This is a genomic window from Candidatus Krumholzibacteriia bacterium, assembly GCA_030748535.1.
In the GTDB taxonomy this organism is placed as follows: domain Bacteria; phylum Krumholzibacteriota; class Krumholzibacteriia; order JACNKJ01; family JACNKJ01; genus JASMLU01.
In genome coordinates this window covers 204,393-217,266 of the sequence record JASMLU010000001.1, presented here as the reverse complement: position 1 = coordinate 217,266, position 12,874 = coordinate 204,393, and the positions used below count along the sequence as shown (strand labels likewise).

11 protein-coding genes are annotated in these 12,874 nt (G+C 56.1%); 10 read left to right on the top strand and 1 reads right to left on the bottom strand.

The features are described 5' to 3' along the window. Positions 1 to 11 precede the first annotated feature (11 nt). The 10 genes from QGH30_01030 to QGH30_00985 all read left to right on the top strand — a co-directional run bounded on the left by QGH30_01030 (position 12) and on the right by QGH30_00985 (position 12,499). Positions 12 to 1,316 (top strand): NHL repeat-containing protein, encoded by a 1,305-nt coding sequence (locus tag QGH30_01030; GenBank protein ID MDP7020922.1) that lies wholly within the window; start codon positions 12 to 14, stop codon positions 1,314 to 1,316. Continuing rightward, positions 1,303 to 1,872 (top strand): hypothetical protein, encoded by a 570-nt coding sequence (locus QGH30_01025; protein ID MDP7020921.1) that lies wholly within the window; start codon positions 1,303 to 1,305, stop codon positions 1,870 to 1,872. Before QGH30_01030 ends, QGH30_01025 begins: the two co-directional genes overlap by 14 nt. Before the next feature lie 86 nt (positions 1,873 to 1,958). Continuing rightward, complete coding sequence (secA, locus tag QGH30_01020; protein ID MDP7020920.1) at positions 1,959 to 4,979, top strand: preprotein translocase subunit SecA; 3,021 nt, start codon at positions 1,959 to 1,961, stop codon at positions 4,977 to 4,979. Positions 4,980 to 5,017: 38 nt separating this feature from the next. Continuing rightward, positions 5,018 to 5,440, top strand: coding sequence for a DUF494 family protein (locus QGH30_01015; protein MDP7020919.1), 423 nt, complete (start codon positions 5,018 to 5,020; stop codon positions 5,438 to 5,440). Positions 5,441 to 5,446: 6 nt separating this feature from the next. Further along, a complete protein-coding gene (gene topA / locus QGH30_01010) occupies positions 5,447 to 7,642 on the top strand; it encodes a type I DNA topoisomerase (GenBank protein MDP7020918.1) in 2,196 nt (731 codons plus the stop codon). Then, positions 7,643 to 8,947 carry a methylenetetrahydrofolate--tRNA-(uracil(54)-C(5))-methyltransferase (FADH(2)-oxidizing) TrmFO gene (trmFO, locus tag QGH30_01005; protein ID MDP7020917.1) on the top strand — a complete coding sequence of 435 codons (1,305 nt, stop codon included), beginning with the start codon at positions 7,643 to 7,645 and terminating at the stop codon, positions 8,945 to 8,947. 43 nt (positions 8,948 to 8,990) lie between these two features. Continuing rightward, positions 8,991 to 9,875, top strand: a complete 885-nt coding sequence (locus QGH30_01000; GenBank protein ID MDP7020916.1) for a tyrosine recombinase XerC — start codon at positions 8,991 to 8,993, stop codon at positions 9,873 to 9,875. Positions 9,876 to 9,886: 11 nt separating this feature from the next. Then, entirely contained in the window at positions 9,887 to 10,813 is a 927-nt protein-coding gene (gene argF, locus QGH30_00995) for an ornithine carbamoyltransferase (protein MDP7020915.1), read from the top strand. Next, the gene (locus QGH30_00990; protein MDP7020914.1) at positions 10,813 to 11,964 is read left to right on the top strand and encodes a hypothetical protein; all 1,152 of its coding nucleotides are present in this window, start codon (positions 10,813 to 10,815) and stop codon (positions 11,962 to 11,964) included. Before argF ends, QGH30_00990 begins: the two co-directional genes overlap by 1 nt. Beyond that, positions 11,948 to 12,499, top strand: coding sequence for an HD family hydrolase (locus tag QGH30_00985; protein ID MDP7020913.1), 552 nt, complete (start codon positions 11,948 to 11,950; stop codon positions 12,497 to 12,499). Before QGH30_00990 ends, QGH30_00985 begins: the two co-directional genes overlap by 17 nt. Positions 12,500 to 12,515: 16 nt before the next feature. On the opposite strand, the gene rpsT is transcribed toward QGH30_00985, so the two are convergent. Next, the gene (gene rpsT, locus QGH30_00980) at positions 12,516 to 12,770 is read right to left on the bottom strand and encodes a 30S ribosomal protein S20 (protein ID MDP7020912.1); all 255 of its coding nucleotides are present in this window, start codon (positions 12,768 to 12,770) and stop codon (positions 12,516 to 12,518) included. Positions 12,771 to 12,874 lie beyond the last annotated feature (104 nt).

Genomic DNA, 12,874 nt, shown 5'->3' with positions numbered 1-12,874 from the left:
TCCTTCTTCTGATGATCTCAGCCCTGGCCTTCGGGCGGGAGACTACCTATGTCTATCCTCCCTGGTCCCATACGGTCCTGGGTCTTCATCGCATTGGAAGTGCCGAGGTCTCCCTTTTTTCACGGGGAAAAGTGCAGTGTGCAAATCCCCAGGGAATTGCGGCCGTCAAGATGAAGGAACTGGACGACCCGGACTCCGGCAAGGATGACATCTGGCTCACGCTCTTTGCGGTCAACTCGGATCGGGGGGAAATTGTCTACAATCCCGGGGTCACTTCCGTGCACACTTTCGGAAGCCGGGGGCACGGGGAAGGCGAGTTCTTTCAACCCATGGGCATTGCCGCCAATGATTCCGGGCAGGTGCTCGTCGCAGACACGGGCAATCACCGTTTGGCCCTCCTGCAGTTTCGGGAGAGCGGGAATCGATGGCTCCACCGATATCGCCTCCAATGGCGGGGGAGCTTCGACAATGGAGACCCTGCTTTCAAGCCCGTGGATGTCTGCTGGTGCGAAAAGGCATTCTGGGTAGCCGACGCTTCAACGGGCAAGGTCTTCCGCTTTGACAGGGAGGGAAAGTTTCTGGGGGAATGGCCCCTGCAGATTTCCGAGCCACTGAAGGACTTGCGGGGAATCGCTGTCATCTCTCCACGGGACCCCTGGTCGAGACTGAGCTCTTTCCAGTTGCTTCTGGTGGCTGATGAGGGCCGGGAGCTTCATCTCTTCAATCGTCGTGGAAAGAGAATAGCCCGTCGCAGTCCGGGAGAGATCTATTCCCGGGAGGCTCGCTTCCATTATCCGGCCTTTGACCTTCGCGGGCAGGCCCTGCTTGCCGATCAGGTTTCCGGGAAGCTCTTCAAGCTGGACAAGGAACTCGAGCCCCTGAAGATACTCGAAACTCTGGATGAAGATCCCGTGCCTTTGAATCGCCCCACAGGAATTGCCATCTGGAGGCGTTATGGAATGGTGTTCATTGCAGAGCAGGATGGGGGAGTCTATCTCTGGACGGGGACAGACATCCTCAATCCTCGTCTGAGTTTCTCGGGAAGTGGCGAGGATCGCGACCGGCTCGTTCTGGAATACAGCCTCAGTGAGAGAAGTTTCGTGGAAATCTACCTCAGAAAAGGCCAGGAAGAGTCTCTCCTGATTTCCAAGAAGAACCGGGAAGAGGGTTTCAACCGCCAGATTCTCTCTCTGGACCCGGATATTCTGGAAGCGGATGTTCTGGTGCTGAAGGCGAGGCCTCTCTACTCGGCAAGGAAACATCTCAATGTGGAGCGGCTGCTTCCCATCCCGGAGTTGAAGCATGAAACTCGGTGAACCATTCCGCAAGGGCATTCACATTGCCGCGTCCGTCTTTCCACTGGCAATCTGGCAATTCGGCAAGAGTCAGGTCTGGTGGCCGCTGGTGGGTCTTACGGTTCTGATTCTCGTGATGGACATCACCCGCCTCAATCACCATCGATTCCGTCGCTTCATTCGACATATGTTCGGCGGCGCGCTGAGGAGCCATGAAGATCGCGAACTGCTCGGCTCCTCCTATTTGCTTCTTGCCACTCTCCTTGTCCTTCACTACAGCCCCTCGAAGGAGCTGGCCGTAGTGTCTCTGGGTTATCTGGTGGCAGGAGATGGTCTCGCGGGGCTGGTGGGCAAGCGCTACGGTCGCCACCACATTGCTTTCGGCAAGAGCTGGGAGGGGACCACCGCCGGATTCATCGCGAATCTTCTGGTGGGCCTGATGGTATTTCAGGAGTTCCCCATTGCTCTCTTTGGTGCCGTGATTGCCAGCATCATCGAGCTTCTTCCCATGCCCCTGGACGACAATCTGGCGATTCCGATTTTCTGCGGGGGAATCCTCTGGGCGGGCTTCTTCTAGGGAATTACTTGGGGGTTTGACAGCCTCCAGAGCCATCGCTACATTGAATCCTCAGTCTCATTGTCAAAACCACCCTACGGAGAGTCATGGCCTTCGGTTTTCTGAAAAGAATGTTCGGAACGCAGATGGAACGAGAGCTTAGGCATTACTGGCCTATCGTCGAGACTATCAACGAGTTTCAGGCATCGTATGAAGCATTGTCTGAAGAGGATCTCCCGAAGAAGACGGAGGAGTTTCGTCAGCGCCTGGAGGAAGGCGAGACTCTGGACGATCTGCTTCCCGAAGCCTTCGCTCTGGTCAAGGAGGCCTGTCGCCGAAAGTGCGGACAGGAATGGACGGTCATGGGGCTCCCGCTTCCCTGGGATATGCTTCCCTATGATGTTCAGCTGATTGGCGGAATCGCACTTCACCGGGGGAACATCGCAGAGATGGCTACAGGAGAGGGAAAAACCCTGGTGGCGACTCTGCCTCTTTATCTGAATGCTCTTCCCGGTCGAGGGGCGCATCTGGTCACGGTCAACGATTACCTTGCCCAGCGTGACTCCGAGTGGATGGGAGGCATTTTCGAAAGTCTGGGCCTGAGTGTGGGAGTGATCCTCTCCGGCCTGAGTCCGGAGGACAGAAAAGCCGCCTACCAGTGTGACATTACCTACGGAACCAATAGCGAATTCGGCTTCGACTATCTCCGCGACAACATGGCGGGTTCCTCGGAGCAGCAGGTTCAGCGCGATTTCTTCTTCTCAATTGTCGATGAGGTGGACAGCGTTCTTGTGGACGAGGCGAGAACTCCCCTGATCATTTCCGGCCCCGTCAGTCACTCCACTTCCAATGAGAAGTACCGGGAGTTTGCACCCATGGTGAACTCCCTCTTTGGCAAACAGCAGCGGCTGATCAATGACCTGACCTCCAGGGCTGAGACCCTGCTGAAGAAAGAGGATCGGGGCGATGAGGAAAATTGGGAACTCGGGACTTTGCTTCTCCAGATCCGCAACGGCTCTCCCAAGGCCAAGCGTTACCTGCGAATGATGCAGGAAAGCGGAACCACGGCCATGCAATCGCAGGTCGAGAACGCAAATATGCGGGACAAGACCCTGCATGAACTCAATTCCGTTCTCTTCTTCACGCTGGACGAACGGGGGCATTCCATCGAGTTGACCGAGAAGGGGCTCGATTCCCTGAGTGAAAAGGATCGAGGGCTCTTCGTTCTCCCGGACCTCTCGGTCAAGCTGGGTGCGATTGATGCCGATGATGCGCTGGATTCTCGGGCTAGCGCGCTTGCCCGGGAGGAGGCACATCGTGAGTTTGCCGAAAGAAGCGACCTGATTCAGATCGTCCAGCAACTTCTGAAGGCATTCAGCATCTTTGAAAAGGATGTGGACTATGTGGTTTCCGACGGCAAGGTGCTGATTGTCGACGAGTTCACGGGGCGAACTCTCCACGGCCGACGCTATTCTGATGGTTTGCACCAGGCGATCGAGGCGAAAGAGAAGGTGACGATCGAGGGGCAGACGCAAACCTATGCGACGGTGACCCTACAGAATTTCTTCCGCATGTATGAAACTCTCTCCGGCATGACCGGAACGGCGGTGACCGAGGAGGAGGAATTATGGGAAATCTACAAGTTGAAGGTCATCGTAATTCCGACCAACCGCCCAGTGGTTCGAGAGGACGGTGACGACCGGATCTACCGCACGAGGCGTGAGAAGGTAACCGCGATCATCGACGAGGTGGAGCGACTTCATCGAATGCGCTTACCGATTCTCGTGGGAACCGTGTCCGTGGAGTTCAGTGAAACCCTGAGCCGTCTTCTCTCCCGGCGCAACATTCCTCACAATGTTCTCAACGCCAAACAGCACCAGCGGGAAGCGGAAATTGTCATGAACGCAGGGCAGCCTGGCGCGGTGACGATCGCCACCAACATGGCGGGCCGTGGTACGGATATCAAACTGGCTCCCCAGGTGATTGATCCTTCGGAATTGCATCTTGAAGGAGAAGCGGAACAGGCTCTCGGGCTTCAGATCATCGGAACGGAGCGCCATGAGAGCCGGAGAATCGACCGACAGCTCCGGGGCCGATCCGGAAGACAGGGTGACCCTGGCCGCAGTCTCTTCTTCCTGAGCCTTGAGGACAACCTCATGCGCCTCTTCAGCGGGGAGAAGATCGGAAGGATCATGGACCGGGTCGGTGTGCAGGAAGGCGAAGTCATCACGCACCCGATGGTGACTCGAGCCATCGAGCGCGCCCAGAAGAAGGTGGAAGCTCATAACTTCGATATGCGAAAGCATCTTCTCAAGTATGACGATGTCATGAATCTCCAGCGAGAAGTCGTCTATGACCGACGCGCTTTCTATCTCTCTCAGGAAGACCTGCATGAGGAAGTGGAGGGAAAGGCCGCCGATGTGGTGAGCAATCTCATTCAGGATCTCGTCCCCACAGGACAGCACCCTGAGGACTGGGATCTGGGAGAACTGACAAGTTCCCTGGAGGCTACCTTCCTCGGAGATTTCTCCCTTCCCGAAGAGAAGCTCGATACCTGGGACCGGGACCTGCTGGAAAACACCATGCGAGAAAGGGCCCTTTCCCGCCTGCAGGAGAGAAAGAGTGCCCTGCCTGAGGACCTCTATCGTCAGGTCTGTCGATACGCATTGCTCCGGAGCCTGGATGAGGCGTGGAAAGAGCATCTTCTGGAACTGGACAATCTGAAGAGCGGTATCGGTCTGAGAGCTTATGCCCAGAAGGATCCCCTTGTGGAGTTCAAGGTCGAGGCCTTTTCTCTCTTCGAGTCGATGCTGGATATGATCGATCGGGAAACACTTCGCCTGCTATTCCACCTGGAAGTGGCTGTGGCGCCTGCCAGCTACGAAGGCGAAGATCTCTCCCGGACCCAGACAAGGCACGAAGACCGGGATGCCTATCACGATGTGCCGGACGAGGCTCCCGCAGAAGCTCCCTCTGCAGCTTCTGCGATTATGAGCAACCCGAATCCCCACGCGGGCGGACGACCTCAGCCCGTGGTGAACGAGGGCGGAAAAGTCGGAAGAAATGATCCCTGCCCTTGCGGCAGCGGAAGAAAATACAAAAAGTGTTGCGCTCAGGGCACAGCATAGCGTACTAGCTGAAGGCAATTCACGATGATGGAGTGGCGATGTCCAAGCGCTTGATGGAAATCTTTCTTTACATCCTCGACCATGGGGGCGAGGGCGGTGAAGCGGCAGTGGGTCTGGATGAGGTGAAGGACTGGCTGGAGGAAGCTGGCTTCAGCAGTGAGGAAATCCGCCAGGCAATGCGCTATTTCATGCAATCTTCTGCGTCTCTCCAGGAGGAGGCCGCAGGAGACGACTTCGATCCGCCGACTCTCAATCAGGAGGCCTGGGACTTTCTGGAGAAAATCCAGCACCTGGGACTTCTATGGCCTGAGGAGTTTTCCGAGATTCTTCGGCGCGCTGCGTCCATGTACCCGGAAGGGCTAGGGCTGGAGGAAATCCGTTTCCTTACCGCCTCCCTGATTTTTGACCGAGACCTTATGCCGGCTTCACTTTCGAACCGGCTTCCCGACAGCATTCATTGAGGAAAGATGGCGAAGACCCTCATTATTCTTGAAAGCCCCACAAAGTCCAAAACCTTCGAGAAGGTGCTCGGGAAGAAGGATTTCCGGATCCTGGCGAGCAAGGGCCATGTGATCGACCTGCCCAAGAGCAAGTTGGGAATTGACCTTGAAAAGAACTTCGAGCCCCAGTTCGTGACCATTCGTGGCAAGGCGAAAGTGCTCAAGGAACTGAAGGAAGCGGCCAAGTCTGTGGATCGGGTTCTTCTGGCAACAGACCCTGATCGTGAGGGAGAGGCAATTGCCTGGCACCTCTACCAGCAACTCCTGCCAGTACAGCCGGAAGTCCATCGTATCCTCCTGAATGAGATTACCAAAGAGGCTATTCAGAAAGCTGTGCAGAATCCTGTGGCCGTGGACAGGAACAAGGTGGAAGCCCAGCAGGCTCGCCGTGTGCTGGACCGTTTGGTGGGCTATCAGATCAGCCCGGTTCTCTGGAAAGTCTTCTACTATGGACTCAGCGCCGGCAGAGTGCAGAGCGTGGCTCTCCGATTGATTGTGGAAAGGGAACGGGAGAGGGAAGCCTTTATACCCGTTGAATACTGGAGCCTCGAAGCTGACCTCAAGGCACCCTCCGGCGAGATTCTTGAATCGAAGCTGAACCAGTGGGAGGGGAAGAAAGCCGAAATCTCCGATGAAGCTTCGATGAAGGAGATTCTCGACCACCTTGAGGGCAAGAGTTACCAGATCAGCAAGGTGGAGAAGAAGGAGAGGAAGCGTTCTCCGGAACCCCCTCACATTACGAGTACTCTCCAGAGAGAGGCAAGCAGCCGCCTCAGCTACAATGCGAAACGAACCATGGTCATCGCCCAGCAGCTTTATGAAGGAATCGAGATCGGCGATGAAGGGGCCGAGGGTCTGATCACCTACATGCGAACCGACTCTGTCCGTGTTTCCGACAGCGCAAGGGAAGAGCATCGCCAATATGTGCAGCAGCACTTCGGCAAGGATTATCTGCCGTCCAAGGATCGCCATTTCAAGAGCAAGAAAAGTGCTCAGGATGCCCACGAGGCGATTCGTCCGACCTCCGCGGAACGGAGTCCGGAGTCACTCAAGTCGCGGCTGAGCAAAGAGCAACTTGCAGTCTACACCCTGATCTGGAATCGCTTCATGGCCTCCCTGATGTCGGATGCCCGTTTTGAAGCGACTCGCGTGGACATCGAAGCCGGGAAGGCTCTCTTCCGCGTGACGGGAAACCGGCTCGTGTTTGATGGTTTCCGAAGGGTATCCACGGGCAAAGATCAGGAGAAACTCCTGCCAGAGATGAAGGAGGGAGATCTTCTCGACCTCGAGAAACTCCATCCGAAGCAGCACTTCACCGAGCCGAGTCCCCGCTACTCGGAGGCCTCCCTGATCAAGGAACTGGAAGAGAAGGGAATCGGCCGTCCCAGCACCTATGCGACCATCGTGAGTACCATTCAGAGCCGGGACTATCTCGCTCTTGACGACAACCGACGCTTCTTTCCCACCGAATTGGGCAGCAGTGTCTGGACCTTCCTTGATCGGGGATTTCCGACCCTCTTTGAAGTAGGATTTACTGCTTCCATGGAAGAGGAACTCGACAAGGTGGAAGTGGGCGAAGAGCCCTGGACCGAGGTGGTCGAGCATCTCTATACCCCTCTGAAGAATTCGATTGAGGGTGTCGAGGAACGCATTGAAGAAATTCGGGCCGATCTTCGTGAGATGACAGAGATTGAATGCGAGAAATGCCAGAGCCCCATGCTCAAGACCTGGGGCAGAAACGGTCGTTTCCTTGCTTGCAGCAAATGGCCGGACTGCAAGTTTTCCCGTCCGATTGAGGACCCGGATCCTGCCGGTGACCAGAAGTGCCCGGAATGCGACTCCGGCATGTTTATCCGGCGGGGACGCTTCGGACGATTTGCCGCTTGCGAACGCTATCCCGATTGCAAGGGAACGTCTTCTCTGGAAATCGGAGTTCCCTGTCCTCGGGAAGAGTGCAAGGGCGGGCAGATCGTGGAGAAGAGAAGCAAGCGGGGGAGAATCTTCTTCGGTTGCAATAAATATCCGGAGTGCGATTATGCCAGTTGGAACCGCCCGGTCCCCGAACCCTGTCCCGACTGTGAAAGCATGGTGGTGGAGAAGAGCAGCAAGGCCAAGGGCAACTTCCGCCAGTGCACGGTTTGCAAACTCGAGATTCCCTATTAGATGAAGGAAGTCCTGATTGTCGGCGGTGGATTGGCCGGAGCAGAGGCCGCACTGTACTTGTCGTCCCGCGGGATCCCCGTTCGTCTGATGGAAATGAAGCCGGAGAAACACTCTCCGGCTCACCGCTTGCCTGGTCTTGCGGAACTCGTCTGTAGCAACTCTCTCAAATCCCGGCTTCCTGATACGGCCTCCGGTCTCTTCAAGGAGGAACTTCGCCTTCTCGGGAGCCAGCTTCTTCCCATCGCTGAAGACTGTTCTCTTCCTGCGGGAGGGGCGCTGGCGGTGGATCCCCGGGTATTCTCCGAGAATGTCAGCCGTGCCGTTTCGGAGGCAGGGGTGCTAGTGGTTTCAGAAGAAGCCGTGGAAATCCCTTCGGGCGAATGGGTCGTGATGGCCTCTGGCCCTCTCAGCTCCGAAGCCCTCTCCGTGTCCATCGAAAAGCACTTTGGGGAAGATCGTCTCAGTTTCTATGACGCCATCGCCCCGAGCGTTTCCCGCGACAGCCTTGATGACGAGTTTCTCTTTGAGGCCAGTCGCTATGGGAAGGGCGATCCCGACTACCTGAACGCAGGCTTGAACGCTGGCGAATACGAGGCCCTGATTCAGGCTCTACTGGATGCGGACACCTTTCCTTCCCGCTCCTTTGAGAAGGGAGTTCCCTTCTTCGAGTCCTGCCTTCCCGTAGAAGAGATTGCTTCCAGGGGGAATGACACCCTTCGGCACGGGGCCTTCCGCCCCGTGGGTCTTATTGATCCAAGGACGGGAGAGCGTCCCTGGGCAGTTCTGCAACTTAGGCGGGAAAACCTGGAAGGCAGCGTCTGGGGACTGGTGGGATGCCAGACCAAGCTGAAGCAAGGGGAACAGGATCGGATCTTTCGGATGATCCCCGCCCTTCGCAATGCGGAATTCCTTCGCTATGGAGCCATGCACCGGAATTTCTTTCTCGACTTCCCGAGTACTCTCAGTCCCTTTCAGGAGAGCTTCAGAAGGAAGGGGCTCTTTTTCGCGGGCCAGATTACCGGAGTGGAAGGCTATGTGGAATCCATGGGTAGCGGACTTCTGGCAGCCCGGCATATTGCCGATCGCATGGAGGGTCGCAAAGCAGCGCTTCCTCCCCGAGAGACGCTGACGGCCTCTCTTCTGGCCTTCCTTGTGGGCCAGGAGGCGGGCAAGAGCCAGCCCATGAATGTGAACTTCGGTCTCCTGCCTGGCCTCGAGAAGAGAGTGGGCAAGAAATCCGCCCGAAAAGCAGCCTATTGCGAGAGAAGTCTGGAGGCGCTTGAGGCCTGGCTGAAGTCTCGCTGATTGACTTGCGATCCTTCGAACCCTCTGCTAAATTCCGCCCGAGATGAAGATTCTTCAAAAATACAGGGATTATCTTGGGGTGGAAAAATCCTTTTCTCCCCGAACCGTGGACGCTTATGCCCGCGATGTTCGGCAGTTTCTGGAGTTTCTGGACTGGGCCGGGGAACTGGAAACTCTGGATCTGGACAGAAACCTGATGCGTCGCTACCTGTCCCTTCTTCGCAGGGGAGAGCTGGGGGGCAAGGCTCTTGGCGACAGAAGCCTGGCACGCAAATTGTCTTCCCTTCGTTCCTTCTATCGGTTCCTCCGGCAAAGTCATCTTCTTGAGGCAAATCCGGCTGCTTTGCTTGATCCTCCCAAGACCCGGAAGAAGCTGCCTGTCGCTGCAGAAGAGGCGCGCATCCATCGAATGATGGCGCTTCCGGACACTGGCAATGCGCGAGGACTCAGGGACCGCTGCATTCTGGAACTGCTTTATGGAACTGGCATTCGGCTGAGTGAATTGCTGGGCATCACCCTGGGAGATCTGGACCTGCAGAACGCCAGCCTCCGGGTGCTGGGAAAGGGCAATCGGGAGAGGATCCTTCCCCTGCAGGGAGAAGCCAGTAGGCTGGCACGACGTTGGCGGGATTCACTCGGAGTTCAGGAGTCCTCTTCCCCGCTCTTCCCCGGGCGAAAGGGGATCCTCAGTGCCCGTACTGTTCAGCGAGTTGTTTCTCGTTACCTCGGTCAAGCGGCAGCTCTGGACAGGGTGAGCCCTCACGTCCTTCGCCACAGTTTTGCCACCCATCTTCTGGACAGGGGCGCAGACCTGAGGGCCATCCAGGAACTACTGGGCCATGCGAGCCTGAGTAGCACTCAAGTCTACACCCATTTGAGCATGAAGAAACTGAAAGAGACCCATCGACGGGCCCACCCACGAGCCTAGAAAGAGGAAGCATGACATTCCCGAAGGACTTTCTGTCTATTGCAGACTGGGGAAGCGATGAGTTGAGCCATGTTCTCGAACTGGCTATGGAACAGAAGCGAAAGCTGAAAGCGGGAGAAGACCTGAGTTCACTGAAGGCCGGAAAGACGCTGGCCCTGATCTTTCACAAGCCCAGCCTGCGCACTCGTGTGAGTTTTGAAGTTGCCATTACGCAACTGGGGGGGCTGAGCCTTTACATTACGGATCGTGAGATTGGTCTCGGCAGTCGCGAAGCTCCCCAGGATGTTGCCCGGGTTATGGAACGCTATGTGGATGGAATCATGATTCGAACCTTTGCCCATGAGCAGGCTCTTTCTCTTGCCAGAAACGCAACGCACATTCCCGTAATCAATGGTCTGACGGATCTCCTGCATCCCTGCCAGGTCATGGCGGATTTGCAGACGATTCTGGAGCACAAGGGAACTTTGGAAAACCTGCGGGTGGTCTACCTGGGAGATGGAAACAACATGGCGAACAGCTGGATTCATGCGGCTGCACGCTTTCCTTTCGAGTTGGTGATCTCCAATCCATCAGGATATGAACCCAGTCAGGAGGTTCTGGACAATGCGCGCAAGATTCAGCCTTCCCTGCGCTATGAGAACATTCTGGACCCTGCAAGGGCCGTGGATGGTGCCGATGTGATTTACACGGATGTTTGGGCCAGCATGGGGCAGGAAGAGGAGACGGAAGCGAGAAAAGCCGTCTTTGCTCCCTATCAGGTGAATCAGTCCCTGCTAGAAAAAACCGGAAAAAAGGACACGATTGTAATGCATTGTCTGCCGGCTCACCGGGGCGATGAGATTACGGATGAAGTTCTCGACGGTCCCCGGTCGGTGGTCTTTGACGAAGCAGAAAACCGTCTCCACGCACAAAGAGCCATCCTGACTCTGGTTATGTGATGAAGCAAATCCTGTCGATTCTCTTCCTCGCGTTTCTTGCTGCTCTTGCCGCTTGCGCGCAGATGGAACCTCCTCCGGGGGGACCGGTGGACGAAACTTCCCCCGTTCTCTTGAGAAGCAGCCCGGAGAATGAGAGTCGAATGCAGGGCCTGATTGCGGATTATGAACTACTCTTCAGTGAGCCGGTTGACCCGCTCTCGGTGGAGGAAGCTCTGGAGTCAGACCCTCCCCGGCTCTTTCGTTCCCTGCACTGGGAGGGAGACACCTTACTCCAGGTTCAGCTCTGGGATTCCTTCCCGGAGGACAGCACGGTGGCGATCTACCTGAAGCCGGGCTGGAAGGATCGCAATGCCCGAGTCCAGGGAGAATGGCAGGTCTTCCACTTTTCCACGGGGCAGGATCTCCTGCCCGGATGGCTGGGGGGGCAGGTGAGTTTCAAGGGAAAGAGTTCCCGGAACATGAAGGTGATTCTCCGGGACAAGGAAGGGGAACTCCATCGCTTTCAGGTAGCTCCCCGCGGCGACTTTCTCTTCAGACACCTTCCGGTCGATGGAAGAGAGCTGCTTCTCTTCGCCTTTGAGGATGTCGATGGTGACAGCCTCTATCAACCCGAAGTGGACTTTGCGGATTCTCTTCAGGACTCTCTCTTCCTTCTCCCCGAGGAACCCCGGAAATTCGGTTTTCGCCTGAATGTAATCGACCCCAACGAGCCCGGGAAGATCAGCGGACGCTTTGCCTGTCTCGATACACTGCCGGGTCTCTACTTCCTGCGTCTCTTTCCGGATTCCCTTCGCATGGAAGAGGATTCCATCCCGGACAAGGATGCTTCCCTTTGGTCTGAGAAACTCCGGCAGACTCTTCAAACTCCCCCTGACACCCTGACTCTTGCCCTGAGAGAGATGGGGGATTTTGAGTTTCGAAGGGTGCTTCCCGGAAACTGGGCGCTCTTTTTGTACAAGGATCTGGGAGGAGATTCGCTCTGGGATGCTTCCGGTGATCCTGCCTGGCTGGAGTCCGGTCCCCTGTATCTTGAACCGGGGGGAACCCTGACTCTTCCCACCCTTACATTTCCTTTCATGAATGAGACTACGGAGACGGCAGTGGATTCCACAGAAGAGGCCGGGGAAGAGGAACATGAAGAACTTCGATGAATGGGTCCATGATCTTCTGGATCTCAAAAGATGCCCTCGCAGTGGCTGGTTTCGCATTGGCATAGAGAGACCCGAATCCGTGGCGGATCACAGCTTTGCTGTCGGGCTCCTTGCCTGGCAAATTGCCGAGAGAGAGGGGCTGGATTCAGGGAAAGCTCTCCTGATGGGACTGCTTCATGATTTCCATGAAGCAAAGCTGGGCGACATTCCCACACCCTTCAAGAAGTGGCTCGGGCTGGAGAGGGTTCTGGAAGCAGAAGAAGCGATTCAGAATTCCCAGTGGGAAGGACTTCCTGGAAAGGGACGGGAGGTTCTGGAGGAACTCATGAAAGGAGAGAGTCCGGAAGCATCGCTGGTTCATGCGATTGATGCTCTGGAGTTTGCCTTTCAGGCCCTGCGATACCGGGAGGCGGGGAATCAGGGTGCCGAGTTGTTTCTGGAGGGGATGAGAGACTCCGCTGCGGCGAAGCATCCCCTGACTTCGGGCCTGCTGGAGGAATTACTGGACAAAAAAAAACCCCCGAAGGGGGAGTAGAAATCGGAAGAGTTCTCTAGCCCAGAGAATTGCAATGGGAATAGAGGCGACTCTTGAGCCTGCTTGCGGTCTCCTTCTTCAGGATCCCTTTCTTGCACAGGCGATCAAGCATGGAGACAAGACCGGGGAGTTCGCCGGTGGCCTGTTCCGCATCCATCAGAGCACGGAAATCACGAACCTTGTGGCGTAACTCGGTCTTGTAAGCGCGATTGTAGAGGCGCTTCTTGTTACTGGTCTTCAGTCTCTTCTTACATGACTTGTGATGAGGCATTCCTTTATCTCCTGATATCGCTTGGAAACGGCAAGTTAGCAAGAGGTCTCGAGACTGTCAAGGGGGGCAAAGCTCTTGTCAATGTGGGAGTTCCGTCCTAGTCT